General features: G+C 72.2%; 26 protein-coding genes. 7 read left to right on the top strand and 19 right to left on the bottom strand.

What is annotated here, in order from left to right:
• Positions 1–62: 62 nt before the first annotated feature.
• A complete protein-coding gene (locus tag KV381_RS10010; RefSeq protein WP_218785080.1) occupies positions 63–857 on the top strand; it encodes an EI24 domain-containing protein in 795 nt (264 codons plus the stop codon).
• Positions 854–1462 carry a LysE family transporter gene (locus tag KV381_RS10005; RefSeq protein WP_030622208.1) on the top strand — a complete coding sequence of 203 codons (609 nt, stop codon included), beginning with the start codon at positions 854–856 and terminating at the stop codon, positions 1460–1462. Before KV381_RS10010 ends, KV381_RS10005 begins: the two co-directional genes overlap by 4 nt.
• Before the next feature lie 25 nt (positions 1463–1487).
• Here the strand turns inward: KV381_RS10005 and KV381_RS10000 are convergent, their stop codons facing one another.
• On the bottom strand, positions 1488–2495 hold the full coding sequence (locus KV381_RS10000) for an aldose epimerase family protein (RefSeq protein WP_218785079.1): 1008 nt from the start codon (positions 2493–2495) through the stop codon (positions 1488–1490).
• Between the two features lie 11 nt (positions 2496–2506).
• Positions 2507–3415, bottom strand: a complete 909-nt coding sequence (locus KV381_RS09995; RefSeq protein ID WP_218785078.1) for an SGNH/GDSL hydrolase family protein — start codon at positions 3413–3415, stop codon at positions 2507–2509.
• A 400-nt stretch (positions 3416–3815) separates the two neighbouring features.
• Here KV381_RS09995 and KV381_RS09990 point away from each other — a divergent pair, with 400 nt between their 5' ends.
• The gene (locus KV381_RS09990; RefSeq protein ID WP_030078141.1) at positions 3816–4310 is read left to right on the top strand and encodes a DUF3145 domain-containing protein; all 495 of its coding nucleotides are present in this window, start codon (positions 3816–3818) and stop codon (positions 4308–4310) included.
• Between the two features lie 159 nt (positions 4311–4469).
• Here the strand turns inward: KV381_RS09990 and fabF are convergent, their stop codons facing one another.
• The 5 genes from fabF to KV381_RS09965 form a co-directional block, all read right to left on the bottom strand.
• Positions 4470–5732: a beta-ketoacyl-ACP synthase II gene (gene fabF / locus KV381_RS09985; RefSeq protein WP_030078143.1), complete on the bottom strand. Its 1263-nt coding sequence runs from the start codon at positions 5730–5732 to the stop codon at positions 4470–4472.
• A 76-nt stretch (positions 5733–5808) separates the two neighbouring features.
• Positions 5809–6057: an acyl carrier protein gene (locus KV381_RS09980; protein WP_006124218.1), complete on the bottom strand. Its 249-nt coding sequence runs from the start codon at positions 6055–6057 to the stop codon at positions 5809–5811.
• 64 nt (positions 6058–6121) lie between these two features.
• Positions 6122–7153, bottom strand: coding sequence for a ketoacyl-ACP synthase III (locus KV381_RS09975; protein WP_098026158.1), 1032 nt, complete (start codon positions 7151–7153; stop codon positions 6122–6124).
• 9 nt (positions 7154–7162) lie between these two features.
• Entirely contained in the window at positions 7163–8080 is a 918-nt protein-coding gene (locus KV381_RS09970) for an ACP S-malonyltransferase (RefSeq protein WP_030622217.1), read from the bottom strand.
• 89 nt (positions 8081–8169) lie between these two features.
• Positions 8170–9369 (bottom strand): CdaR family transcriptional regulator, encoded by a 1200-nt coding sequence (locus KV381_RS09965; protein ID WP_030078149.1) that lies wholly within the window; start codon positions 9367–9369, stop codon positions 8170–8172.
• A gap of 128 nt (positions 9370–9497) precedes the next feature.
• Here KV381_RS09965 and KV381_RS09960 point away from each other — a divergent pair, with 128 nt between their 5' ends.
• Positions 9498–10157: a pirin family protein gene (locus KV381_RS09960; protein ID WP_218785077.1), complete on the top strand. Its 660-nt coding sequence runs from the start codon at positions 9498–9500 to the stop codon at positions 10155–10157.
• 67 nt (positions 10158–10224) lie between these two features.
• Here the strand turns inward: KV381_RS09960 and KV381_RS09955 are convergent, their stop codons facing one another.
• The 6 genes from KV381_RS09955 to KV381_RS09930 all read right to left on the bottom strand — a co-directional run bounded on the left by KV381_RS09955 (position 10225) and on the right by KV381_RS09930 (position 16115).
• On the bottom strand, positions 10225–11667 hold the full coding sequence (locus KV381_RS09955; protein WP_218785076.1) for an FG-GAP-like repeat-containing protein: 1443 nt from the start codon (positions 11665–11667) through the stop codon (positions 10225–10227).
• A gap of 277 nt (positions 11668–11944) precedes the next feature.
• Entirely contained in the window at positions 11945–12658 is a 714-nt protein-coding gene (locus tag KV381_RS09950) for a hypothetical protein (protein ID WP_030078155.1), read from the bottom strand.
• Positions 12659–12710: 52 nt separating this feature from the next.
• Positions 12711–13118 carry a hypothetical protein gene (locus tag KV381_RS09945; RefSeq protein WP_030078157.1) on the bottom strand — a complete coding sequence of 136 codons (408 nt, stop codon included), beginning with the start codon at positions 13116–13118 and terminating at the stop codon, positions 12711–12713.
• An 81-nt stretch (positions 13119–13199) separates the two neighbouring features.
• Complete coding sequence (locus KV381_RS09940; RefSeq protein ID WP_218785075.1) at positions 13200–14633, bottom strand: MFS transporter; 1434 nt, start codon at positions 14631–14633, stop codon at positions 13200–13202.
• A gap of 404 nt (positions 14634–15037) precedes the next feature.
• A complete protein-coding gene (locus KV381_RS09935) occupies positions 15038–15307 on the bottom strand; it encodes a DUF397 domain-containing protein (RefSeq protein ID WP_218785074.1) in 270 nt (89 codons plus the stop codon).
• Complete coding sequence (locus KV381_RS09930) at positions 15291–16115, bottom strand: helix-turn-helix transcriptional regulator (protein WP_218785073.1); 825 nt, start codon at positions 16113–16115, stop codon at positions 15291–15293. The genes KV381_RS09935 and KV381_RS09930 overlap by 17 nt, the downstream gene beginning before the upstream one ends.
• An 84-nt stretch (positions 16116–16199) precedes the next feature.
• Here KV381_RS09930 and KV381_RS09925 point away from each other — a divergent pair, with 84 nt between their 5' ends.
• A complete protein-coding gene (locus KV381_RS09925; RefSeq protein ID WP_218785072.1) occupies positions 16200–16673 on the top strand; it encodes an ATP-binding protein in 474 nt (157 codons plus the stop codon).
• On the opposite strand, the gene KV381_RS09920 is transcribed toward KV381_RS09925, so the two are convergent.
• From KV381_RS09920 to KV381_RS09895, 6 genes are all read right to left on the bottom strand, one after another.
• On the bottom strand, positions 16642–17454 hold the full coding sequence (locus KV381_RS09920) for a serine hydrolase (protein WP_030078166.1): 813 nt from the start codon (positions 17452–17454) through the stop codon (positions 16642–16644). The genes KV381_RS09925 and KV381_RS09920 overlap by 32 nt on opposite strands.
• Before the next feature lie 421 nt (positions 17455–17875).
• Positions 17876–19060 carry a glycerate kinase gene (locus KV381_RS09915; RefSeq protein ID WP_218785071.1) on the bottom strand — a complete coding sequence of 395 codons (1185 nt, stop codon included), beginning with the start codon at positions 19058–19060 and terminating at the stop codon, positions 17876–17878.
• Positions 19057–20502 (bottom strand): SLC13 family permease, encoded by a 1446-nt coding sequence (locus KV381_RS09910; protein ID WP_098027060.1) that lies wholly within the window; start codon positions 20500–20502, stop codon positions 19057–19059. Before KV381_RS09910 ends, KV381_RS09915 begins: the two co-directional genes overlap by 4 nt.
• A 158-nt stretch (positions 20503–20660) precedes the next feature.
• On the bottom strand, positions 20661–21320 hold the full coding sequence (locus KV381_RS09905) for a response regulator transcription factor (RefSeq protein WP_030622236.1): 660 nt from the start codon (positions 21318–21320) through the stop codon (positions 20661–20663).
• The gene (locus KV381_RS09900; RefSeq protein ID WP_181008065.1) at positions 21317–22756 is read right to left on the bottom strand and encodes an ATP-binding protein; all 1440 of its coding nucleotides are present in this window, start codon (positions 22754–22756) and stop codon (positions 21317–21319) included. The genes KV381_RS09905 and KV381_RS09900 overlap by 4 nt, the downstream gene beginning before the upstream one ends.
• Positions 22746–23009 carry a hypothetical protein gene (locus KV381_RS09895; protein ID WP_030078176.1) on the bottom strand — a complete coding sequence of 88 codons (264 nt, stop codon included), beginning with the start codon at positions 23007–23009 and terminating at the stop codon, positions 22746–22748. The genes KV381_RS09900 and KV381_RS09895 overlap by 11 nt, the downstream gene beginning before the upstream one ends.
• 155 nt (positions 23010–23164) lie before the next feature.
• Between KV381_RS09895 and KV381_RS09890 the strand changes: the two genes are divergently transcribed.
• Both KV381_RS09890 and KV381_RS09885 read left to right on the top strand, forming a co-directional pair.
• Positions 23165–23575, top strand: coding sequence for a MerR family transcriptional regulator (locus tag KV381_RS09890; RefSeq protein WP_030078178.1), 411 nt, complete (start codon positions 23165–23167; stop codon positions 23573–23575).
• The gene (locus KV381_RS09885; RefSeq protein WP_030622238.1) at positions 23575–24600 is read left to right on the top strand and encodes an aldo/keto reductase; all 1026 of its coding nucleotides are present in this window, start codon (positions 23575–23577) and stop codon (positions 24598–24600) included. The genes KV381_RS09890 and KV381_RS09885 overlap by 1 nt, the downstream gene beginning before the upstream one ends.
• Positions 24601–24628: the final 28 nt, after the last annotated feature.

Genomic DNA, 24628 nt, shown 5'->3' with positions numbered 1-24628 from the left:
GGACCGCACCCCACCCCGGGGTGCGGTCCTCGCCCCTTTCCGCACGCCGTACGCTGACGCCCATGAGCGATCTCGGGGCAGGATTCGGCTACTTGGTGAAGGGGCAGCGCTGGGTCCTCCAGCACGGACGGTGGTTCGGCTTCGGGCTGCTGCCCGGACTCGTCACCCTCGTCGTCTACGCCGGAGCGCTGATCGGACTCGGTTACGGGGCCGACGACTTCGTCGGCTGGGCGACCCCGTTCGCCGACGACTGGTCCTCGCCCTGGCAGGGCGTCCTGCGCACCGGGCTGACCGCGCTCGTCTTCGTCTTCGGGCTGTTCCTCGCGGTCATCACCTTCACCGCCGTGACCCTCCTGATCGGCCAGCCCTTCTACGACGCGCTCTCCGAGGAGGTCGAGCGCAGCGAGGGCGGCGAGGTCCCCGAGTCCGGACTGTCGCTCCGGCAGGAGCTGTGGATCTCCGCACGCGACTCCGTACGCATCCTGCTGCGCGTCGCCCTCTTCGGGATCGCCCTCTTCGCCTGCGGGTTCATCCCCGTCGTCGGCCAGACCGTCGTGCCCGCGATCGGCATCTGCGTCTCCGGCTACTTCCTGGCCGAGGAGCTGACCGGCGTGGCGCTCCAGCGCCGTGGACTGGCCCTGAAGAAGCGGCTCGGCCTGCTGCGCCGCCGCCGGGCCCTGGTGCTCGGCTTCGGCGTACCGCTCGCCCTGTCGTTCCTGGTCCCGTTCGTCGCGGTGTTCCTGATGCCCGGAGCGGTCGCCGGAGCCACGCTCCTCGCCCGCGACCTGATCGGCCCCGACCCGGGCTTCGCCACCGGCCCCGGCGGGGCCGCCGCCGAGGAGGCCCGCACCGCATGACCGAACTCCTGGCGGTCGCCGCCATCACCGTCCTCGCGGTCGTCTCCCCGGGCGCCGACTTCGCGATGGTCGTCCGCAACAGCTATCTGTACGGGCGCACCACCGGCGTCCTCGCGGCCACCGGCGTCGCGGCGGGCGTCCTGGTCCACGTCACGTACACGATGCTCGGCGTGGGGCTGCTCATCGCCTCCTCGACCGCCCTGTTCACCGCGGTCAAACTGGCGGGCGCCGCCTATCTGATCTACATCGGGGTGCGCACCTTCCTGGCCCGCGCCGATCTCGACGTCGATCTGACGGACCGGCCGGGGCTCTCCCCGTTCGGGGCGCTGCGCAGCGGTTTCCTGACCAACGCCCTCAACCCGAAGACGACCCTGTTCGTCGTCGCGACCTTCACCCAGGTCGTCGGACCCGGCACGGCGCTCTGGCAGCAGGCGGGTTACGGACTCTTCATGGCCGCCGCCCACCTCGGCTGGTTCTCGCTGGTCGCGCTGTTCTTCTCGCACTCCCGGCTGCGCGGCGCGATGCTGCGCCGGCAGAAGGCGCTGAACCGGTCGATCGGCTCGGTCCTGGTCGGCCTCGGCGTCACCCTGGGCCTGGCCCGCTGAGCGGAGCGCCCGAGGAGGCGGGGTCTCAGCGCACCGAGAACGCGTACGCGGTGCGCGAGACGAACTCCTCGCCCGGCCGGAGCACCGTGGAGGGGAAGTCCGGCCGGTTCGGCGAGTCCGGGAAGTGCTGGGTCTCCAGCGCGATCCCGGCGCACGGTCCGAACGGCCGCCCGTCGAAGTGGTCGGCCGTGTACAGCTGGAGCCCCGGCTCGCTCGTCCGTACCGTCAGCACCCGCCCGGACGCCGCGTCGTACAGCTCGGCGGCGACCCCCTCGGCATCCTCGGCCCGCTCGTCCAGCACGAAGTTCTGGTCGTACCCCGAGCCCACCGCCCGCATCTCCCGGAAGTCGAACCGGCCCCCGGCCACCGGCGCGAACGCCCCGGTCGGCACCGACGCCGCGTCCGCCGGCGTGATCCGCCCCGCCGCGATCCGCAACTGCTGCCCCAGCGCGCTCCCGCTCTCCGCGCCCGCCAGGTTCCAGTACAGATGGCTGGTCGGGTTCAGCACGGTCGGCGCGTCGGTCACCGCCCGGTAGCCGAGCCGCAGCTCCCCGCCGGGCCCCAGGGTGTACGTCACCGAGAAGTCGAGCCGCCCCGGATACCCCTCCTCGCCGTCCGTCGACACCAGGGACATCCGCACCCCGTCCGGCACCGCCACCGCGTCCCACACCCGCTTGTCGAAGCCCCTGGCCCCGCCGTGCAGATGGTTGCCGCCCTCATTGGCCGTCAGCCGGTGCGTCCGCCCGTCCAGGACGAACGACGCACCCCCGATCCGGTTCGCGTACCGCCCGACCACCGCGCCGAAGTAGGGGTTCGGGAACTCCTCGTAGCCCGCGACCTCCGGCAGTCCGAGCGCCACCGGGGCCCGCGACCCGTCCCGCGCGGGCGTCTCCACCGACTGCACGATCGCGCCGTACGTCAGGATCCGCACCCGGACCCCGTCCCGCTCCAGCGTCCACCGGCGTACGGGCGACCCGTCCGCGAGAACACCGAAGTCTTCCGTGTACGTGGCCGTGTCCGCGCTGGTCGTCATGGTCACCGACCCTACGCGGACGGCTCCGGGGCCGTGACGTTGCGGTAGGCGATCTCCGCCAGCCGGGCCTGGCCGTCGCGGCTCGGATGGAACCAGTCCCACGAGCTGAGCTGCGCCCCGCTGAAGCGGAAGTCGAACACCGCGCCGCCGTCGTACCGGCAGTACCGGTCCTTCGCGCACACGTCCCGCAGCACCTCGTTGTACGCCACCACCCGCTCGCGCACCGCGTCCCGCCGGGCCACGGCGGCCGGTCCGAGGTCGTCCGCGTCGGCGAGCATGGACTGACAGATCCCGAGGCCCCAGATCTTCTTGCCCAGCTCGTTGACCCGACCCGTCGACCAGAGCCGCTTCAGGTCCGGCACGCTGGAGACGTACACCTGCGCCTTCGGCGCCCCGGCCCGCAGCTGCCGCATCGACGCCTCGAACGACGCCCGGAAGTCCGCCACCGGCGTCATCAGCCGCACCGAGTCCCGGCACGCGTCGTTCGCGCCCGTCATCACCGTCACCAGCTCCGGCCGCTCCGCCGCCGCCCGCTTCATCTGCTCGGGCAGCTGCACCATCCGCGACCCCGACACCGCGTGGTTCCAGCTGCGGTCCGCCGCCTTCGACGGGCCGAGCAGCCGGACCGCGAGACTGCGCACCGCGTCGTCCGTGCCGGTCGCCCAGGACACCTCGGGGCAGTCGGCCAGCACCGAGCACGCGTCGAAGCCCCGGGTGATCGAGTCGCCGACCGCCGCGACCGACCGGGGCCGCGGGTTCCAGTCCGGTGTGGGGGTGGGGGAGGGGGACGGCGAGGCGCTGCGCTGGGCGGCCGGAGCGTTCCGCGACACGCCGCCGTCCGCACCGCCACCGCCGCATCCGGCCAGCGCGGCCGCACCGACGAACGAGAGCGCGCTCAGCGCCGCGGCGGCGGTACGCATTCGTGGGCGTGTCACACGCTCCGGCATCGGTCGGATCCCCTCCGGTCAACCCCTGGCTTATGCCTCTGGACATGCCCCCGGCAAGCACATGATCCCCAGGTCGGGGCGGTGCGCGCCCTGCCGGGTGAAACCCGGCGAATCAGAGGCCTGAGACCGACGGTACGTCACACGGACGGCCCCTGCGCACGGTAGCTTTTCCCCGTCGAACCAGTGGCGTCCCGCCCGCCCGCGTACACACGGGCGGCTCCGGTACATTACGTCACGTCACATACTGTCCCTTTTCAGGAGATTAACTCCCGATGCTGTTTACTGAAGACAACCTCGGGATCCGGCCGAAAAGAGGCGGTACGGGCGCGAGGCCGCTGGGGAAGGCGTACCTCGTCCCACACGGGAGGTTCCGGTGACGACACGTGGAGTCCTGTACGTTCACTCCGCACCGCGCGCGCTGTGCCCACATGTCGAGTGGGCAGTGGCGGGCGTCCTCGGTGTGCGGGTCCAGCTGGACTGGATCAGACAGCCGGCCGCGCCCGGCACCTGGCGGTCCGAATTCTCCTGGAAGGGCCGCGCCGGCACCGCGTCGCAGCTCGCCTCCGCCCTGCGCGGCTGGGACCTGCTGCGCTTCGAGGTGACCTCCGAGCCGTGCCCCACCGCCGAGGGCGAGCGCTACAGCTCCACCCCCGGCCTCGGCATCTTCCACGCCGTCACCGGCATGCACGGCGACATCCTGATCCCCGAGGACCGGCTGCGGGCCGCACTGGCCCGCTCCGTGCGCGGCGAGAGCGACCTGGAGACGGAGATCGCCTCGCTGCTCGGCAAGCCGTGGGACGACGAGCTGGAGTCCTTCCGCCACGCGGGCGAGGGCGCGCCGGTCCGCTGGCTGCACCAGGTGGTGTGATTCAAGCCCTTCCGGGGTTCCTCACCCCGCGGCGACCGGGGCGCAATTCAAGCCCCTCCGGCGATTGAGGAGCGGGGTCCGGGGCAGCGCCCCGAAAAACGATGAAGCCCGCCTCCCGGACGACCGGGAAGCGGGCTTCACTGAGTACGAGCGGTGGCGTTACACGGACCGGAACGCCAGCACCACGTTGTGCCCACCGAACCCGAACGAGTTGTTGATCGCCGCGATCGGCCCCTCGGGCAGCACCCGCGGCTCACCCCGCACGATGTCCGCGTCGATCTCCTCGTCGAGCTCGTCGACGTTGATGGTCGGCGGAGCGATGCGGTGGTGCAGCGCCAGGACCGTCGCCACGGTCTCGATACCGCCCGCGCCGCCCAGCAGATGACCCGTCATCGACTTCGTCGCGGAGATCGCGACATGGTCGAGGTCGTCGCCCAGCACCTTGCGCAGCGCCTTGATCTCCGCGAGGTCACCCTGCGGCGTCGACGTGGCGTGCGCGTTGAGGTGGACCACCTCGGACGGCTTGAGGTCGCTGGAGTCCAGCAGGTTCTGCATCGCGGCGGCGATGCCCCGCCCGGTCGGCTCGGGCTGCGCGATGTGGTGGGCGTCGGCCGACAGGCCCTGGCCCAGCACCTCGCAGTAGACCCTCGCGCCACGCTTGGCGGCGTGCTCGGCTGACTCCAGGACGACGACGCCCGCACCCTCGCCGAGGACGAAGCCGTCCCGGCCGGTGTCGTACGGGCGCGAGGCCTTCTGGGGCTCGTCGTTGTTCTTGGACATCGCCATCATGTTGGCGAACGCGGCGATCGGCAGCGGGTGGATCGCCGCCTCGGTGCCACCGGCGACGACCACGTCGGCACGGCCGGTACGGATCATCTCGACGGCGTACCCGATCGCCTCGGCGCCCGAGGCGCAGGCGGAGACGGGCGTGTGGACACCGGCCTGGGCGTTGACCTCCAGGCCGACGTTGGCCGCCGGGCCGTTGGGCATGAGCATGGGAACGGTGTGCGGGGAGACGCGGCGTACGCCCTTCTCCTTCAGCACGTCGTACTGGTCGAGCAGGGTGGTCACGCCGCCGATGCCGGAGGCGATGACCGAGCCGAGGCGCTCGGGGGCGATGGACTCGTCCTCGCCGGCCTTGGCGGTGTAGCCCGCGTCGGCCCAGGCCTCGCGCGCCGCGATCAGCGCGAACTGCGCCGAGCGGTCCAGCTTGCGGGCCAGCGGGCGGGGAAGGACGTCGCCCGGGTCGACGGCCGCGAGGGCGGCGATCCGGACGGGCAGTTCGGCGAAGCGCTCGCCTTCGAGAGGCTTGACGCCGGACCGGCCGGCCATCAGACCTTCCCAGGTCGATGCGGAGTCGCCACCCAGCGGAGTGGTTGCGCCGATACCGGTGACGACCACGGTGCGATTGGTCGAGTTCACTGGAAAATCTTCTCCACGTGTAGAGGGTCGTGAATCAGCGGCGCCACCGCCGGGTGGCGACACAGCCGGGCTGGGATCAGCCCTGGTGCTTCAGGATGTAGTCGGCAGCGTCGCCGACCGTCTTGAGGTTCTTGACGTCCTCGTCGGGGATCTTCACGTCGAAGCGCTCCTCGGCGGCGACGACGACCTCGACCATGGACAGCGAGTCGACGTCCAGGTCGTCGGTGAAGGACTTGCCCAGCTCGACGTCCTCCTCCGGGATACCGGCGATCTCGTTGACGATCTCGGCGAGACCCTTGACGATCTCTTCCTGCGTGGCGGCCATCTTGGCGCTCCTTCGGTGGGTTTCTTCGGTGTGCGTAGCTACGGACCCAAAAGGTCCGGTGTGCCTAGGGGAGGGTAACGACCGTCGCGGCGTAGACGAGACCCGCCCCGAAGCCGATGACGAGCGCGGTGTCGCCGCTCTTCGCCTGACCGGTCGCCAGAAGCCGCTCCATGGCGAGCGGGATCGAGGCGGCGGACGTGTTGCCGGTGGACTCGATGTCACGGGCGACCGTGACGTGCTCCGGCAGCTTCAGGGTCTTCACCATCGAGTCGATGATCCGCATGTTGGCCTGGTGCGGAATGAAGACGTCCAGGTCCTCCGGGGCGATCCCGGCCGCGTCCAGCGCCTGCTGCGCGACCTTCGCCATCTCGAAGACGGCCCAGCGGAAGACCGCCTGGCCCTCCTGCGTGATGGCCGGGAACTTGACCTCGCCCTTCGAGTCGAGCGGCAGCTGCGAGACGTCGCCGAGACGGAACTCGTTCCAGCCGACGGTCTGCTTGATGGTCTCGGACTTGTCGCCCTCGGAGCCCCACACGGTCGGGCCGATGGCCGGTTCCTGGGAGGGGCCGACGACGACCGCGCCCGCGCCGTCACCGAACAGGAAGGCCGTCGCGCGGTCCTCCAGGTCGGTCAGGTCGCTGAGCCGCTCCACGCCGATCACGAGGACGTACTCCGCGGAGCCCTCGACGACCATGCCCTTGGCGAGCGTGAGGCCGTAGCCGAAGCCCGCGCAGCCGGCCGAGATGTCGAACGCGGCGGGCTTGCCCGCACCGATCTTGTGCGCGATCTCGGTGGCGACGGCCGGGGTCTGCTTGAAGTGCGAGACGGTCGAGACGACGACCGCGCCGATCTGCCCGGGGTCGATGCCCGCGTCCGCGATGGCCTTGCCGGACGCCTCGATCGACATCGCGGCCACGGTCTCCTCCTCGGAGGCCCAGTGGCGGGTCACGATGCCGGAGCGGGAGCGGATCCACTCGTCGGACGAGTCGATCGTTTCGAGGATCACCTCGTTCGGCACGACCCGGGTCGGGCGGTAGCCGCCGACGCCGAGGATCCGCGCGTACGGGGCGCCCTTGCTGGGCTTGATCTTCGACATGCTCGCTCCTTAGACGCCTGCGTGCTCGGACATGAGCGCGCGGGCCGCGTCGAGGTCGTCGGGGGACTTGAGCGCGAGCGTCTTCACGCCGGGCAGCCCGCGCTTGGCGAGTCCGGTCAGCGTGCCGCCGGGGCTCAGCTCGACGAGTGCGGTGACGCCCAGGGACTGGAAGGTCTCCATGCACAGGTCCCAGCGGACCGGGTTGGCGACCTGCCCGACCAGCCGGGCGATGACCTCGGTGCCGGTGGCCACGGTGTGGCCGTCGGCGTTGGAAACGTAACGCACGGTCGGGTCGGAGACCGTGAGGTCACCGACCGCCGCGCGCAGCTTCTCCACGGCCGGAGCCATGTGGTGCGTGTGGAACGCGCCGGCCACCTTCAGCGCGACGACCCGGCGCACGCCCTCGGGCTTGTCGGCCTCCAGGGCGGCGAGCTGGGCGGCGGTGCCCGCGGCGACGATCTGGCCGCCGCCGTTGACGTTGGCCGGGGTCAGCCCGAGCTTCTCCAGGTGCGGGACCGTCACGGCGGGGTCGCCGCCGAGGAGGGCCGCCATACCGGTCTCGGTGACCGCGGCGGCCTCGGCCATGCCGAGTCCGCGGGTACGGACGAAGCGCAGCGCGGCCTCGTCCTCGATGACGCCGGCGAGCGCGGCGGCGGTGATCTCACCGACGCTGTGGCCCGCGACGACGTCGGGCGATGCGGCGTCCAGCGCGGTCGCCGAGAGCAGTCCGGCGGCGACCAGGAGCGGCTGGGCGACGGCCGTGTCGCGGATCTCGTCCGCGTCGGCCTTCGTGCCGTAGTGGGCAAGGTCGAGCCCGATGGCGTCGGACCAGGCCGCGATGCGGTCGGCGGCACCGGGGAGGTCGAGCCAGGGAGTCAGGAAGCCGGGCGTCTGAGCGCCTTGGCCGGGAGCGACGAGTACGAGCACCCTCACACTCTCTCTTGTGGACGGCTCCGCACGCCCGTGGGGACAGGGACGAAGAACCGTCGGGGGAATTGTTGAAGTCCAACAAAAGTCTAGGACTGAGGATCCGCAGCCGCCAAGCGCCCCAGGATCAGGGCGATCCGCAGCGTGAACGCGGAGCGCACATCGGAGGGTGACCACCCGGTGACGTCGGTCACACGTCGTAGCCGGTAGCGCACGGTGTTGGGGTGCACGAAAAGCATCCGGGCGGCGCCCTCCAGACTGCTCGCCTGCTCCAGATAGACACTCAGCGTTTCCAGAAGAGCCGAACCGGCCTCCTCCAGCGGTCTGTAGATCTCCTCCACCAACTGGTCCCGCGCGGCCGGGTCTCCGGCCATCGCGCGCTCCGGGAGGAGATCGTCCGCCAGGACCGGGCGCGGGGCGTCCTGCCATGCCAGGCACGCCTTCAGTCCGGCGGCCGCGGCCTGCGCGGACCGGGTCGCGGCCAGCAGGTCCGGCACGACGGGTCCGGCGACGACGGGCCCGGCGGCGTACGGCCCGATCAGGCCCTTCGCGACCTGGAGCGGATTGTCGCTGCCGCCCGCGATGACGACGAGCCGGTTGCCGAGGACCCCGGTGAGGACCTGGAGCTTGGCGTGCCGGGCGGCGCGCCGGATCGCCTCCACGGTCAGCTCGCTGTCCCCGTCGGGCGCGGTGCCGAGGACGACGCACACATGCTCGGGCGAACTCCAGCCGAGCGCGGCGGCCCGCGACACGGCCCCCTCGTCGGCCTCGCCGGAGAGCACCGCGTTCACCACCAGCGACTCCAGCCGGGCGTCCCAGGCGCCCCGGGCCTCGGCGGCCTGGGCGTAGACCTGGGCGGTGGCGAAGGCGATCTCGCGCGCGTAGACGAGGAGCGCCTCGCGCAGCACCGACTCGTCGCCGGGGGCGGCCACCTCCTCGATCGCGGCCTCCATGACCTCGATCGTGGTGCGCACCATCTCCACGGTCTGCCGCAGGGTGATGGCCCGGGTCAGTTCGCGCGGCGCGGTGCCGAACACATCGGTCGAGATGGCCTGCGGCGTCTCGGGATGCCGGAACCACTCGGTGAACGCGGCGATACCGGCCTGGGCGACCAGGCCGATCCAGGACCGGTTCTCCGGGGGCATCGCCCGGTACCACGGCAGCGATTCGTCCATGCGGGCAATCGCGTTCGCGGCCAGCCGGCCGGAGGACTGCTCCAGCCGTTTCAGGGTCGCGGCGTGCAGGTGGGCGTCGTGGGCGGGGGGCTGCTCAGGATCGGGTCGGGGCACGAGGACAAGACTGCCTTATCGGGCCGATGGATCGGTGGGCCGGGGCGACGGTGCCCCGTACCGGCGGGTAGCCGAACACCTGCCGGACACCGCCGTCGTCCGCGCGTCCGCACGGCTACCGTGGCCGGGTGATTTCCGTGCACCGGTCCGACGACCGCTACCGGGGCGGGGACGAGGCCGCCGGGATCGACACCCGGCACGCCCTCTCCTTCGGCCCCTTCTACGACCCGGACAACCTCCGCTTCGGCCCGATCCTGGCCTGCAACGAGGAGCGCCTCGTCCCGGGCGCGGGCTTCGAGGAGCATCCGCACAGCCATACGGAGATCGTCACCTGGGTCGTCGAGGGCGAGCTGACCCACCGCGACTCGGCCGGGCACTCCACCGTCGTCCGCGCCGGCGACGTGGCCCACCTCAGCGCCGCCTCCGGGGTCCGGCACGTCGAACGCAACGACGGCACGGTCCCGTTGACCTTCCTCCAGATGTGGCTGGTGCCGCTGGAGCCCGGCGGCGAACCCTCGTACACGGTGGTGCCCGGCATCGCCGACTCCACCCCGTACGCCCTGCCCGGCGCGGGCGCGATGCTCCATGTCCGCCGCCTGGCCGAGGACGAACGCACGGCGGTCCCGGACGCGGTGCGCGTGTACGTCCATGCGGTGCGGGGCCGGGTCGCCCTGGACGGCGAGGAGCTGGGCCCCGGCGACGCCGCCCGGATCACCGGCGCGGAGGGCCTGGAGGCGGTCGCGGTGGCGGGCCCCGCGGAGCTGCTGATGTGGGAGCTGGCGGGCTGAGGCCCCGCGCCGGGACCGCCGGAGGGCGGGGGCACGGGGCCTCGGTGGCCCAGGGGGCCGGTCGGGGTCAGCTGATGGACGTGATCCTTTGCCAGCCGCTGTTTCCGACCTGGATGCTCGGGCCGTGGACCGGGCCGGTGGCCGAGCTCGCGCCCTTGTAGAACTTCAGGGTGCCGTCGGCCGCGGTGGTCCACATGTCCGCGACGCCGTTGCGGTCGGCGTCGGCCGCGCCCGCGATCAGGGGGCGGTTGGTGACGGTGAAGTTGCTGCCGTACTGGGTCCGGCCGCCGAACGAGTTGTCCGGCAGACCGAAGTAGAAGTACAGGATGCCGTTACGGCTGCTCCGGGCCAGCAGGTCGACCCGGCCGTCCTTGTCGGCGTCGCCGGGAGCCGTCAGGTCCATCACGTCCCAGCCACTGTTGCCGATGACCACCGGGGCGGCGACGGTCGGCGTGGGCGCGGACTTCCCCTTGTACAGGTACAGCTTGTCGCTGTGCTGGACGACCAGGTCGGGGTGTCCGTCCCGGTCGACGTCCCCCACGCTGACCAGCTTCGAGGTGGTGGGCAGCCCGGTGAGGAGCTTGACCGGGGAGCCCAGGGTGCCGGTGCCGAGGTTGGGGTAGACACGCAGTTCGCCGCGGACGATGGCGACGACGTCCTCCATGGCGTCCCCGGTCCAGTCGCCGCGGTGCGTCACCGCGGCGCCCGACCAGCCGCTGTTGCCGATCTGGATCCGCGAGCCGAGGGCACCCGTGCCGGTGCCCGGGTAGACGAACAGCTTGCCCGTGTTGTCCACCGCGACCAGGTCGGGCTTGTTGTCGCCGGTCAGGTCGCCCGGGACGGCTGCCGTGGTGTCCGTGATCCAGCCGCGTACGTCGTCCACGCGGGTCGCGACGGCGCCCGTACGGGTCTCGGTGGCCGGTGTGCCGACGCAACCGCCCATCCAGGACCTGCTGGTGACGGCGAGCAGCTCCTGCCGCCCGTCGCTCTCGCGCAGGATCGGGCCGCCCGCGTCCCCCTGGCAGATGACCGTGTCGCCGACCGCCGTCAGCACGACGTTCGCCGAGGCGTCGCCGTTGGCGGTGAACTCCCCGGTGTGCAGCCGGTCGGGCACCCAGGTCGTCCTCGTCCGGCCGAACCCGGCCGCGGTCACGCTCTCGTCGGCCGTCGCCGGAGTGGCGGACAGGGCGACCGGCTGCACGGTGGCGACGCCCACGCCCAGCTTCACCAGGACCAGGTCACGGTCGGCGTGCGGGACGAGCTCGACGGCGGTCCGGACGGCCCCGCCCGTGGTCTGCGTCAGGTCGGTGCGGCCGACCGTGACGGTGGTCGTGACCTTGGGCTTGCCCGGCTGGACCACGCCCGTCGCGTCGGCGAAGCAGCTCGCGGCGGAGAGCACCCACCGCGGGTCCACGAGCGTTCCCGTACAGGAGCGGTCGGAGGCGCCGACGACGATCCTCGCGGTGTGCCCGAAGACGGCCGCGTCGGCCGGCGCCCCGTGCAGGGCCATGGCGGGCGAGGTGACGAAGCTCCCCGCCAGGGTTGCGGCGACAGCGGCGCCGACGGTCCGGATTGTGCGTCTGTGCGAACGAGGCACGACGTTTACCCCCACTGAATGAAGTTCCCGGGGCCCGCGCCTGCTGACGACGAGAGCCCGTAAGTGACGGGATTCAAACACGACTTGACCGGGTCTGTACGGCCAAGATCAGGCACAACGCGCAAAGTTCGCGGCGGACCGTATGGACTATGTCACTACAACCCTGTCCGTTTTGCGCACACGGGCTCGGCTACCCGGCGAGACGGGCCCGCCACAGGTCGCGGAGCAGCGCGATCTCGGCCATGTGGTGGATGAGCTCCAGATTGGCGTTGGCCAGCGTGCCCACGTACGCGTCGTCGGGGTCGGAGCCGTACGGGTACTGCGAGAGGCCGACCGTGTCGAGCTGCTCCTCGGTGAGCGTGCCCATGCTCGCGCGATGGAGGTCGAGCGTTGCCCAGAACCGCTCCAGCGCGAGCGAGGCGGACGGCGTGAAGTCGACCAGCAGATGCGGGTCCTGCCGCCGCTCGCCGAAGGTCCACTCCCAGCGGCCCGCGAAGTCGGAGTGCAGATGGCCCAGCCGCCACGCGATGGTCGTGATCGGTACGACGTCGGGCTCCGGCTCACCGGTGAACGCCAGGACCTCCTCGACCCGTTCGACGCTCACGCTCCAGTCCTCGGCGATCTTCGCGACGGACATGCCGTCCGCCGCCTGCCGCGCGACCTCCGCGTACTCGTTCGCCGGAATCTCCGGCGCCCCCTTGTCGAGCACCCAGTCGCCCGGCCCGTACGCCCGGGGCGTCGTGGCCTCCTCGCGCCGCCGGATCGACCAGCTGCCGGGCGCGGGCTCCCACAGATACTCCTCGTCCCCGAGCCCGTGCAGCCGGACCTCGGCCATCTCCCGCGCCTGGTCGAACTGCTCGATCAGAATGCTCAGTCGGTCGGTCCGCTGTTCCTGGCCGCTCATGCCCATCTCCCCTGTGATGCGTCCGTCGCGACGCGTCCGCGCCGTGACGTGTTCAGTCCTCGGAGCGCTTCTCCCGCTCGTCCGCCAGCCGGTCCAGTTCGCGCATCGCCTGGGAGTGCCCGCTGAGCCGTCGGCTCACATGGCCGGTCGTCGCCAGCGCGGTTCCCACGAGCGATACGGGTATGGAGAGCCCCAGCACGGCCAGCGCCTCGGGCCAGTCGCGCTCGTCCGCGCAGTAATCTCCGGCCCACACACCGTCGTTGGCCGTACCGCCCTCCGTGAACAGCCGCGCGGCGCACTCCTTCGTGTTGCTGCCGCGCGTCTCGACCTCGTAGTCGGTCAACAGCAGAACGGCGCACCAGCCCCACAGCAAGGCCCCCACGAACAGGAGCCCGACGCCCCAGTCGCGTGTGCGGGCGGCCCGTTCCCGGAATTCGAGGTCGTACTCTCGTGATCGCATGGCGGCCGAATCTAGCAGCGCACACATGTGCGGGTCTTTCCGGTTTCCGCCCCACGGGTCCCCGTTCCGCAGCTCTCCGTCCTACGGGTTCGCGTCCTTCCGCGCGCGGACGGCCAGGACGGCGACCAGGAGCGTCGGTACGAGCAGCAGCGAGAAGGCGATGGCATACCCGCCGAGGCGGCTCGCCCCGGCCGCCAGACCGGCGTTGAGCACGGCGGTGGCGAACGCCAGGACGACGACCTGCCCGAGGTTCATGTTGGTCTGCATGGCACTGGTGGTGTGGCCCAGCCGGTCCGGCGCGCTGTGCGAGAGCGAGAGCACCGTGACACAGGGGTCGAGCATGCCCATCCCGATCGCCGCCAGCGGCATGGCCGCCATCGCGAGCAGCGGCGACACCCCGGAGAAGCTGCCCACCACGGCGAAGACCACGGACGCCGCCATGACCAGCGCACCCACCGTGACGAGACGGTGCCGGGCGACGTCCTGGAGCAGCTTCCCCTGCACCCACGACGCGACCGCCCACAGTACGGCGGAGGCGGTGAACGCGACGCCGACCGTCACCGCGGCCACCCGCCGCTCGGTGATCAGCATCAGCGGAACCAGCGCCTCGATGGTGAAGTACGTCCCCGACGTCAGCCCGCGCAACAGCACCGCGGTGGGCAGGCCGCGAGCACTGCGCCAGGTGCCGGCCGGCAGCAGCCGGGGCGCGAAGACCACGAGGAGCGCGACCCCGGCGGCGACGAACAGCAGATGGCGCGTGTCCCACCCGGACACGCCGTACTGGCCGAGCGCCGCGCCCAGACTCAGCAGCGCCGCGACCAACAGCGGCGGCCGGGACGCGCGTTCCTCGGCGGGCGGAAGGTCGGCGGCCCGGGCGGCATCGCCCGCCGGGGCCCGACGCAACACCGCCACCAGGGCGACCGCGGGCAGCGCCGTCAGCGCGGCGAGGCCGTAGAAGACCACCCGCCAGGACCACGCCTCGGCGACCACACCGGCGATCGGCGGCCCGACCAGCGACGGGATGATCCAGCTCGCGCTCATCATCGCGAGCATCCTGGGCCGCAGATACTCGGGATACGACTGCCCGATGGCGGTCGTCACGGACACGGCCACCATCCCGGCGGCCAGTCCGTCGACGAAGCGGCCGACCACCAACTGCCAGATGGACAGGCTGGACGCGGACACCAGCAGCGTCACCACGGAGAGGACCATGCCGAGCGCCAGGGGACGGCGAGCCCCGGAGCGGTCCGCCCAGTGCCCGCCCAGCACCCCGCCGAGCAGACTGGCGGCCACGAAGCTGCCCGCGACCAGGGGGAACAGCGGCACGCCGTCCAGATCCTCGGCCGCCGTGGGCAGCGTGGGCACCACGGCGAGGGCGGCGAACCCGGTCAGGAACATCACCGTGGCGAAGGTCAGCGTGGCCGCCGCGTGCTGCCGGGAGAAGAGGCCCGGCAGTGCCTCGCCGGTGTCGCCGGAGTCGTTCGGCGAAGGGTGGACGGCCTGTTCCGCAGTCAATCGATGCCCCGTTGACGTAGCTCGACACCCCGAGGCTTGGTCTGGACCACCCGGGGCCAGGCGAGAAGCTATGTCAGGCCCGAAGCGTGGGCAACTGCTTTAAGGGCGGGCCGGTTACAGGCCTAGGTGTCCTGCTCGCCGTGTGATGCCGCAGGCGGGGGCAGCGCGCCGGGAGCCTGGCTTTCGCGTATCCGCCGTGCCCTCAGTGCGCGTCCCCAGAACATCCCGATGCCCAGCACAACCATCCCGCCTGCGGTTCTTACCCATGCGACGCCTGTAGCGTTGGCGGCGATCAGGATGAGCACAGCGAGGACCGTCAGCACCACGATGGGTCTGACCAGATCGCTGCGCGGCCTCATATGTCATCCCGCATGCGGTGCACGATCCTCTCCGTGCGAGCCGCGTCAGCGCAGCCCGTCCACGAACGCCTGCCAGGCGGGGGCCCCGAGGAGGATGGCGGGGCCGGTGGGGTTCTTGCTGTCGCGGACGGGGACGGAGCCGCAGGAGGGGGTGGGGGCGACCTCGACGCAGTCGCCGCCGGTGTTTCCGCTGTAGGAGGAGGTGCGCCAGGCCGCGCCGCCGGTGACGGTGCACTCGACGCAGTCGCCGCCGGTGCTTCCGCTGTAGCTGGACTTCCGCCAAACCGCGCTCGTCAGGTCAGGGCCGTGCTCCATAACGCTCCTCCATCACGCGGCTGATCCGCGCCACCGATTCCTCGACGGAGAGTGCGGTGGCCTGGAGGTGAGCGTATCGGAGCGAGGCCTCCCTGATGGTTTCAGGGTTGGCCGTCATATGGCCGGAGATGCGGTCCTCGGTGTAGATGATGTCCGGGTCGTCGTCGAAGCGCAGGAGGTTGAACGAGCCGTCCAAGCTCGCGTGTTCGCCCGCCTCGAACGGCAGCACCTGAATCCGCATCCACCGGTGCGTCGCGTGATCCAACAACTTCTGGAGTTGGGCCCGCATCACCTCGTGGCCGCCGATCGGCCGGTACAGCACCGCCTCGTCCAGGATCGCCCACGCCAGCGGCGGCTTCGCCCGCTCCAGGATGCGCTGGCGCTCCATCCGGGCGGCGAGCAGACCCTCCAGGTCGTCCGGCATACCGGTGGCCAGCACTGCCCGCGCGTAGTCCTCCGTCTGCAACAGCCCGTAAACCAACTGCGCCTGGTACGTGGAGATGTACGCGGCCTTCGCCTCCATGTCCGCGTACGGCTGGAACCACGTCGGCAGTTGGCTTCGCAGCACCAGGCCCACCAGGCGGGAGAACACTCCGTCCGTGCCCAGAGCCGCGTCCACGCGTTCCGAGAAGTCGCGGGTGGGGACCTTCTTCGTCGTCTCGACCTGGCCGACCAGCGAGCCCGTGCAGAAGATGGCGGAGCCCAACTGCGGCTGCGTCAGGCCCTGGGCTTCACGGTGGCGGCGCAACTCCGCGCCGTAGTAGGCGAGCGGTGAAGCGTCGGGATCGAGCGTCTGGATGTTGGCCACGGCGACGGACCTCCGGGTGCAACGCCTCGCGGCGTTCGTTTCGGTACGTAGCCGAGCGTAGCCATCACGTCGCAGCCTGGTGACATGAATCACGTAGTTGTCCCCCGGAGGGATCCCGGGGAGCCCGTCTACCGCTCCGACTTCGCCCTCGGCGAGCACTCCGCCCGGCATCTGCGCCGCGTGCTGCGGCTCTACCTCAAGGGCTGGGAGCTGACGTTCCTCGTCGACGCGGCGGAGCTGGCGCTCACCGAGCTGATCGCCAACGTCGTGCAGCACGTGCCCGACCGGCGCGGCCAGACCCTCATCTTCCGGTTGCCGCGCGGCGAGGGCGTCCGCGTCGAGGTCGCGGACAGCAGCCCCGTCCTGCCCCTCGCCATCACGGGCGACCCGCTGGACGACGGGGGCCGGGGGCTCGTCCTCGTCAACGCCGTCACCGACGACTGGGGCATCATCAAGCGGTGGGACGGCGGCGGGAAGACCGTCTGGTTCGAGTGCCTGACGCCGCCCGAGCTGGGCGGCAGCCGGTTCAGGACAGCTCGGCCAGAACCGCGTCCGTGAACGGGGTCCAGGCCTCCGCCGCCCACGGGCCGAAGGCGCGGTCGGTCAGCGCGACGCAGGCGACGCCCGCGACCGGGTCGATCCACAGGAACGTGCCCGACTGGCCGAAGTGCCCGAAGGTGGCCGGGGAGGACGTGTTGCCCGTCCAGTGCGGGGACTTGGAGTCGCGGATCTCGAAGCCGAGGCCCCAGTCGTTCGGGCTCTGGTGGCCGTAGCCCGGCAGCACGCCCTTGAGGCCCGGATGCACGACGCTCTGGGCCTCCAGGACCGTACGCGGGTCGAGCAGGCGCGGGGCCTGGACCTCGGCGGCGAAGCGGACCAGGTCGGCGACGGTGGAGACGCCGTCGCGGGCGGGGGAGCCGTCGAGGGTCGTGGAGGTCATGGCCAGGGGCTCCAGGACGGCCTGGCGCAGGTACTCCGCGAACGGGATGCCGGAGGCCTTGGCGATGTGGTCGCCCAGCACCTCGAAGCCCGCGTTGGAGTACAGGCGGCGGTTGCCGGGCGGGGCCGTCACCCGGTGCTCGTCGAAGGCTAGGCCGCTGGTGTGGGCGAGCAGGTGGCGCACCGTGGAGCCCTCGGGCCCGGCCGGCTCGTCCAGCTCCACGGCCCCCTCCTCGTACGCCACCAGCGCCGCGTAGGCCGCGAGCGGCTTGGTGACCGAGGCGAGGGGGAAGCGGTGGTCGGCCGGCCCGTGCGTGCCGAGGACCGTGCCGTCCGCCCGGACGACGGCGGCCGCCGCCGTCGTGACCGGCCAGGTGTCGATGATGCGCAGGCTCTCCATGTCCCCGAGCCTAACGGCCGTGCCCGGCATCCTGCCCCGGGCCCCGGGAGGCCCGAGGCCGCCGCCCCAGCCCGAGGCCATCGCCCGGTCCGAAGCCACTGCCCCCGGCCCGAGGCCATCGCCCCGGCCCGAGGTCACCGCCCCGGCCCGAGGCCGCCGCCCCGGTCCGAGGCCATCGCCCGGTCCGAGGCCATCGCCCGGTCCGAGGCCATCGCCCCGGTCCGAGGCCATCGCCCCGGTCCGAGGTCACCGCCCCGGTCCGAGGCCGCCGCCCCGGTCCGAGGCCGCCGCCCCGGCCCGAGGCCACTGCCCCCGGCCCGAGGCCATCGCCCCAGCCCGAGGCCGCCGCCCGGCCCGAGGTCACCGCCCCAGCCCGAGGCCGCCACTCCGGGCCCCAGGTCGCCGCCCGGGGCCCGAGACCTCACGCGGCCAGCGGTGCCAGCCGGGTGCCGAGTGCCATGATCCGCATCGCCCGCTCCGTGGCGTCGGCCAGGAACTCGTCGCTCCGGCCGATCGCCTCCACCAGCGTCATCGGCGCGGGCAGGATCGCGCTGTACGCGTCCACGCCCACCGCCCGCACGTCCTGCGCCCCCGGCCCGATCGTTCCGGCCAGCACCAGGACCGGCACTCCGGCGGCCCGGGCCCGCCGCGCCACCTCCGCCGGGATCTTGCCGCGTACGGTCTGGTGGTCCAGTGCGCCCTCCGCCGTGATCACGAAGTCGGCGCGGGCCAGCCGGGCGTCCAGGTCGAGGCCGTCGAGGAGGACGTCGTAGCGGGGGAGGAGCCGGGCTCCCACCGCCGCGAGTCCGGCTCCGAGGCCGCCGGACGCGCCCGTGCCGGGAGCCGTCCGCAGGTCGAGAGCCGCCGTCGCGAAGGCCGGGGCCAGGTCGCGGGTGAGGACGGCGGCCAGCCGCTCCAGGCCCGCCGACAGCAGCTCCACCTCCGCCGGGGTCGCCCCCTTCTGCGGGCCGAACACCCGGGCCACACCGCGCTTTCCGCACAGCACGTTGTACGGGTTGCAGGCCACGAGCAGGTCGGCCCCGGCCAGCCGGGGGTCGAGGCCGGATGCGTCGATGTGCTCCAGCTCGTGCAACGACCCGCCGCCGCGCCGGAGTTCACGGCCGTGCCGGTCGGTCAACCGGGCCCCGAGCGCCTGGAGCGCACCCGCGCCGCCGTCCGACGTACCGGAGTCGCCGCAGCCGACCAGGATGCGCCGGGCCCCCGCGTCCAGCGCCGCCCGGATCAGCTCGCCGACGCCGTACGTCGTGGTCGCGCCCGGGTGGCGGAGGTCCGGCGGCACCAGGGCGAGCCCGGCGACGGCCGCCATCTCGACGACGGCGGTCAGCGGACCGGGTCCGCCCAGCAGCGCGAAGTGCGAGGCGACCGGGTCGCCCACCGGGCCCGTCGCCGTGCACGGCACCAGCCGGCCGCCGCCCGCCAGGGCCAGCGCCTCCGCCGTGCCCTCGCCGCCGTCGACCAGCGGGATGAGGTCGAGATCGGCGTCGGGCAGCACCCGCCGTACGCCCGAGGCGATGGCCTCGGCCACCCGGGCGGCGGACAGCGACTCCTTGAAACCGCTGGGGGCGATGGCGATGCGGTGGGTCATGGCTGGGGCCTTTCGTTCGGATCGAGAAGGACGGGTACGCCGAGCAGCGGCCAGACGACGAGCGCGAAGGCGAGTACGAGGGCCGCCGTGAGCGGCGCGAGGAAGGCGGACAGCCGCAGCAGGTCGCGCGGCGTGTACGTCGGGGTGCCGGGCACGTCCGCGAAGAGCGCGACCGGCTTGGCCGAGGACGGCAGCGTGTGGCAGAAGCCGGCGGCGGCCGTGGACGCCAGCGCCGCCGTGACCGGGTTGACCCCGGCCCCGACCGCCGCCGCGACCACCAGCGGGACCAGCACGGAGGAGCGGGCGGAACGCGACTGGAGCGCCAGGTGGGCGGCCGTGCTGACGACGACCACGCCGGTCAGGAAGAGCCACGGGGGCGTGGACGCCCCGAGCGGTATCCAGCCCACCAGCCAGTCGGCCGCGCCCGAGTCGGAGAGGGCGACGCCCATCGCCATGGTTGCCGCCATGAACAGCAGCAACGGCCAGGGCACCGTCCGCAGGCCGTCCTTGAAGCGGACCGTGCCCAGCGCGGGCGAGGTCGCCACCAGCGCGCCGATCAGCGCGACCACGGCGGGCGACACCCCGTGCAGCGGCTCGCTGCACCAGAGCAGGACGACCGTCGCCAGCAGGAGTAGACACCGGGACTCGGCCGGGGTGAACGGGCCTTCGACGGCCGTCTCGGAGTGCTCCTGGATCTGCGCCGCCGTGATCGTGACCGGGCCCTTGCGGTCGGCCCGCCGGGTCGTCGTCAACAGCACCAGTTCGGCGGCGAGATGGGAGGAGACGACCGCCAACGGCAGCCCGACGACCAGCCATTGCACAAAGCTCAGCTGCTCCCCGGTCTGCTCCCACAGCACTCCGACCGTGATCAGGTGCGCGCCCGCCCCGATGAGCGTGGCGACGGCGGAGAGCAGGATGACGGTCGGGAAGAGCAGCGCCAGCATCACCACCAGGCGGGTTCGTTCACGGAGTGCGGCGGCCAGCGCCAGGAACACCGGAAGGGCGAGCGCGGCCCGGCCCGAGGTGGCCGGCACGGCGAACGCGGTGACGACCAGACCGGCCGTGGTCAGATGCGTCAACTGGCGTACGGTCCGGGCCCCGCCGACCAGGAAGACGGCGGCCCGGCCCGCCAGACCGGTCCGGGTCACGGCGGCCGCGAGGACGAAGGCGCAGATCAGCAGCCACACCGTCTCGTCGCCCAGGGTGGCGAACAAGGTCTCGCTGCTGATCACCCCCGTCACCGTCAGCGCCAGGCCCGCGCCGAGCGCGATGTAGGCGTCGTCCACCGGAGCGGCGATCCAGGCGGCGGTGGCCAGGACGAAGACGGCGAGCGAGAGCCGCCCGTCGGCGCTGAGGCCGGGGGCGGCGCCGGGGACGGCGAGGAGGGCGCAGAGTCCGAGGACGGCGCAGAGGCCGACGGTCTGCCGGAGGGTGAGAGGCACGCTGTACAGCCTCTGAAGGCGGGGTGAGCGGTCGATGAGCGGCCGGTTAAGGACTTTTCATCCGGCCGCGGCCCTCCCCGCAAGCCGTGGCCCGTCGTCGGCCACGGCCTCCGCCGGCCCGGCTCCCGCAGGCCGTGGCCCGCTGCCGCCGCGCGGAGCTACGGCAGCCGGTACCCCATGCCCCGTACCGTCTCCAGCCGCTCCGCGCCCAGCTTCCGGCGCAGCGCGCGGACGTACACGTCCACGATGTTGGAGCCGGGGTCGAAGTCGTACCCCCACACATGCGACAGGATCTGCTCGCGCGACAGCACCTGGCCCGGGTGGCGCAGGAACATCTCCAGCAGCACGAACTCGCGTGCCGTCAGGTCCACCGTCCGGTCCTCCGCGCGGGCCCGGCGCGTGCGCAGGTCCAGGGCGAGGCTGCCGCTGCGCAACAGGGTCACCTCGGGCGCGCGGGCGGCGGTGCGTTGGCGCAGCCGTACCCGGGCGAGCAACTCCTCGAAGCGGAACGGCTTCGTCATCCAGTCGTCGGCCCCGCCCTCCAGACCCGCCACGGTGTCTCGTACGGAGTCGCGGGCGGTGAGCACGATCACCGGCAGCGTGACGCGGGCCTCGCGCAGCTCCCGCAGCACGGTGAAGCCGTCCCGGCCCGGCAGCCCGATGTCGAGCACCATCAGGTCGAAACCGCCGGTCAGCGCATGGCCCAGCGCCAGGTCACCATCCTCGGCGACGACCGTGGTGAAGCCGTTGGCGCGCAGGCCCTTCTGGACGAACGAGGCGATGCGCTCCTCGTCCTCGGCGATCAGGATGCGGTTCATGAATCGGTCTCCAGCGTGATGACGAAGGTGGCTCCGCCGCCTTCGGTACGGCGTAGCTCCACGCGGCCGTGGTGGCCTTCCGCGATGGCTCTGACGATGGCGAGGCCGAGGCCCGCGCCGCTGGTGCGGGTGCCGCGCCGGGACGTGCCCCGGCGGAACCGTTCGAAGATCACTTCGGCGTCCTCCGGCGGAATGCCGGGCCCGTGGTCGGCGACGTACAGCTCCACGCGCCCCGCATCCGCCCGCGAGCCGATACGGATGCGCTGGCCGGGCACGGTGTGCTGGACGGCGTTCTGCGCGAGCTGGACCATCGCCTGCGTCATCCGCTGCTCGTCCAGGCGCACTTCGCGGTCCGCGACGCCGTCGAGCTGCCACTCCCGGTCGCCGAGGGTCCGCACCTTCACGAACACGTCGGCCGTCAGCTCCGCGAGCTGGACGGGCTCGGGGCGTACGAAGTCGGGGCGCTCGGCCCCCGCGAGCAGCAGCAGGTCCTCGACGATCCGGCTCATCCGGTCCAGTTCGTCCGTGACCAGCCGCACCGTCTCCTCCCGGTCCGCCGGATCGTCGCCCATCAGCTCCAGATGGCCCCGGACGATGGTGATCGGGGTGCGCAGCTCGTGCCCGGCGTCGTCGACGAAGACCCGCTGCGCGGCGAACGCCTGCTCAAGGCGGTCGAGCATCGCGTTGAACGTCTCGGCGAGGGCCGCGATGTCGTCCCGGCCCTCCACCGGGATCCGCCGGGTGAGGTCCTGCTCGGTCAGTTCCGCCGCCGTCGTCCGCACCAGCCGTACGGGCGCGAGGATGCGCCCGGCGACCGCCCAGCCGATGCCGGTCGTCATCAGCAGCGCCACCCCGGACAGCGCGAGCAGCGTCCAGAACGTCTGGTCGGCGACGGCCCGTTCGCGCTCCGGGTGGAAGGCGACGACGAACGCGCCGGGCTGCCTGCCCCCGGACGGCCCGATCGCGACCTTGGCCCAGCGCAGCTCGCCCTGCGGGCGCTCCAGCGTCCCGAAGGAGTCCTCGGAGGCGTGGATCCGGGTCAGCGAGGCCGTATCCCGCCACAGGGCGCTGTCCGGGGGTAGGTCGCGGCGCTGTCGGATGACGTCGGGCCGTGCGCCGGGCCGGCCGGTCAGACCCAGCAACTCCTCGTCGGGGTCGGCGTACTGCCGTTGCAGATAGACGCGGAGCAGCCGGTCCGCCGTGTCGAAGCGGCCTCCGGTGTCCGGATCCACCCCCTGCGGCACGAAGTTCGCGAACTCGCCGGTCTCCTGGGTGAGCAGCTGGCTGATGCGATGGTCCACGTCCCGCTGGAGGATCGAGCGCACGGTGACGGCGACCGCGCCCAGCGCGACCGCCATCACGACCAGCAGCCACAGCAGGATCCGCACCCGGGCGGAAATCCTCGGAAGGCCCAGCGACGACCGGCTAACCGTCATCACCGAGGTCGTCGTCGTCATCGTCGTCGTCGGCCGCGGAGGGGCCCGGCACGACGGAGCTGTCCGCGGTACGGGTCGGAGCGGGGGTGCCGCTCGGCGACGGCGGTGTGGGGCGTGGACTCTCGTCCAGCTGAATGGTGGGGGGCACCTTCGGCGCCTCCGAGGTGTCGGTCATGGCGTAGCTGGTGGCCGCTATGCCCAGCGGCACGGCGACGACGGCCGCCAGGGCCGCCAGACGAGGTGAGAAAGCCATGGGTTCACCCTGACGGCCCCGGGCGGTACGAACATGAAGCCAGGATGAACATTCCTTCATCTCGGGCAAACGCGACATATTAGCCCCGGGGGATGGGTGAGGAAGCCCCGATCGCGCTTGCTTCGAGTGCACTCCAAGGATCTAGCGTGGAGAGCATGACGGGCACAGGTACAGGCACGGACACGGGCAGCTACAGCATCAGCGAGGTCGTCGCCCGCACCGGGCTCACCGCGCACACCCTGCGCTGGTACGAACGCATCGGCCTCATGCCCCACGTCGACCGCTCGCACACCGGCCAGCGCCGCTTCAGCGACCGCGACCTGGACTGGCTGGCCTTCGTCGGCAAGCTGCGGATGACCGGCATGCCCGTCGCCGACATGGTGCGGTACGCCGAGCTGCTGCGCGAGGGCGAATCCACCTTCGAGGAACGGCAGGAACTGCTGGAGGCGACCCGCCGCGATGTGCTCTCGCGGATCGCGGAGCTCCACGACACCCTCGCCGTCCTCGACCACAAGATCGAGTTCTACGCGGGCGCCCGCAGGGCGCCGGAGAGGCACAGCGCCTGATGACTGGCAACGACAGCAACAAGATCGCCACCACGGAGCTCGGCGCCGGCGGACCCCGGGTCGGCGTCCAGGGGCTCGGCTGCATGGGCATGAGCGAGTTCTACGGAGACACCGACCTCGCCGCCGCCCGCGACACCCTGGACGCGGCCCTGGAGGCGGGCGTCACGCTCTTCGACACCGCCGACGCCTACGGGCGCGGGGCCAACGAGGAATTCCTCGCACCGTTCGTCGGGGCCCACCGGGACGAGATCACCCTCGCCACCAAGTTCGCGCTCGTCCGCACCGACGACCCGCAGTACCGGGGCATCAGCAACGACCCCGCCTACATCCGTACCGCCGTCGAGGCGAGCCTGCGCCGGCTGAACACCGACGTCATCGACCTCTACTACATGCACCGCCGCGACCCCGCCGTCCCGCTCGCCGAATCGATCGGCGCACTGGCGGAGCTGGTCCGGCAGGGGAAGGTCAAGCAGCTCGGCCTGAGCGAGGTCACCGGCCCGGAGCTGCGCGAGGCGTACGCCGTCCACCCGATCGCCGCCCTCCAGTCGGAGTGGTCGCTCTTCAGCCGGGACGTCGAGCGCAGCGCCGTCGGCGCTGCGGCCGAACTGGGCGTCACGCTCGTCCCGTACTCCCCGCTCGGCCGGGGCTTCCTCACCGGGGCCTTCACCGACGCGGGCAAGGACCTCGCGGCGAACGACTTCCGCGCCCACCAGCCCCGCTTCACCGGCGACAACGCCAGGACGAACGCGGCCCTGCTGGAGCCCGTCCACAAGATCGCCGCGGCCCACGGGGCGACCGCCGCACAGGTGGCCCTCGCCTGGGTCCAGCAGCGCGCCGAGGTCCACGGCCTGAACGTGGTCCCGATCCCCGGCACCCGTAAGCGCGGCCGCCTCCTGGAGAACGTCGCCGCGACCCGGCTGACCCTGACGGCGGACGAACTGGCCGCCCTGGAGCCGATCGCGGACCGGGTGGCTGGGGACCGCTACCCGGACATGAGCAGCACGGCGACGGTGCGGGAGCGGTAGCCCGGAGTGCCGCACTCGGGCACCACCC

Origin of the sequence: Streptomyces sp. WY228, from assembly GCF_019287315.1 — a bacterium.
Classification (GTDB): domain Bacteria; phylum Actinomycetota; class Actinomycetes; order Streptomycetales; family Streptomycetaceae; genus Streptomyces; species Streptomyces caviscabies.
Note: the sequence above shows the minus strand (reverse complement) of the source record. Positions and strands in the feature narration are given on the sequence as shown.

Bases quoted from the DNA above. Each gene is read 5' to 3' on its own strand.
- KV381_RS10010 (WP_218785080.1), top strand. From the start codon at position 63: ATGAGCGATCTCGGGGCAGGATTCGGCTACTTGGTGAAGGGGCAGCGC.
- KV381_RS10005 (WP_030622208.1), top strand. From the start codon at position 854: ATGACCGAACTCCTGGCGGTCGCCGCCATCACCGTCCTCGCGGTCGTC.
- KV381_RS10000 (WP_218785079.1), bottom strand. From the start codon at position 2,495: ATGACGACCAGCGCGGACACGGCCACGTACACGGAAGACTTCGGTGTT.
- KV381_RS09995 (WP_218785078.1), bottom strand. From the start codon at position 3,415: ATGCGTACCGCCGCCGCGGCGCTGAGCGCGCTCTCGTTCGTCGGTGCG.
- KV381_RS09980 (WP_006124218.1), bottom strand. From the start codon at position 6,057: ATGGCCGCCACGCAGGAAGAGATCGTCAAGGGTCTCGCCGAGATCGTC.
- KV381_RS09975 (WP_098026158.1), bottom strand. From the start codon at position 7,153: ATGTCGAAGATCAAGCCCAGCAAGGGCGCCCCGTACGCGCGGATCCTC.
- KV381_RS09955 (WP_218785076.1), bottom strand. From the start codon at position 11,667: ATGGCCCTGCACGGGGCGCCGGCCGACGCGGCCGTCTTCGGGCACACC.
- KV381_RS09950 (WP_030078155.1), bottom strand. From the start codon at position 12,658: ATGAGCGGCCAGGAACAGCGGACCGACCGACTGAGCATTCTGATCGAG.
- KV381_RS09945 (WP_030078157.1), bottom strand. From the start codon at position 13,118: ATGCGATCACGAGAGTACGACCTCGAATTCCGGGAACGGGCCGCCCGC.
- KV381_RS09935 (WP_218785074.1), bottom strand. From the start codon at position 15,307: ATGGAGCACGGCCCTGACCTGACGAGCGCGGTTTGGCGGAAGTCCAGC.
- KV381_RS09925 (WP_218785072.1), top strand. From the start codon at position 16,200: ATGAATCACGTAGTTGTCCCCCGGAGGGATCCCGGGGAGCCCGTCTAC.
- KV381_RS09920 (WP_030078166.1), bottom strand. From the start codon at position 17,454: ATGGAGAGCCTGCGCATCATCGACACCTGGCCGGTCACGACGGCGGCG.
- KV381_RS09915 (WP_218785071.1), bottom strand. From the start codon at position 19,060: ATGACCCACCGCATCGCCATCGCCCCCAGCGGTTTCAAGGAGTCGCTG.
- KV381_RS09905 (WP_030622236.1), bottom strand. From the start codon at position 21,320: ATGAACCGCATCCTGATCGCCGAGGACGAGGAGCGCATCGCCTCGTTC.
- KV381_RS09900 (WP_181008065.1), bottom strand. From the start codon at position 22,756: ATGACGGTTAGCCGGTCGTCGCTGGGCCTTCCGAGGATTTCCGCCCGG.
- KV381_RS09895 (WP_030078176.1), bottom strand. From the start codon at position 23,009: ATGGCTTTCTCACCTCGTCTGGCGGCCCTGGCGGCCGTCGTCGCCGTG.
- KV381_RS09890 (WP_030078178.1), top strand. From the start codon at position 23,165: ATGACGGGCACAGGTACAGGCACGGACACGGGCAGCTACAGCATCAGC.
- KV381_RS09885 (WP_030622238.1), top strand. From the start codon at position 23,575: ATGACTGGCAACGACAGCAACAAGATCGCCACCACGGAGCTCGGCGCC.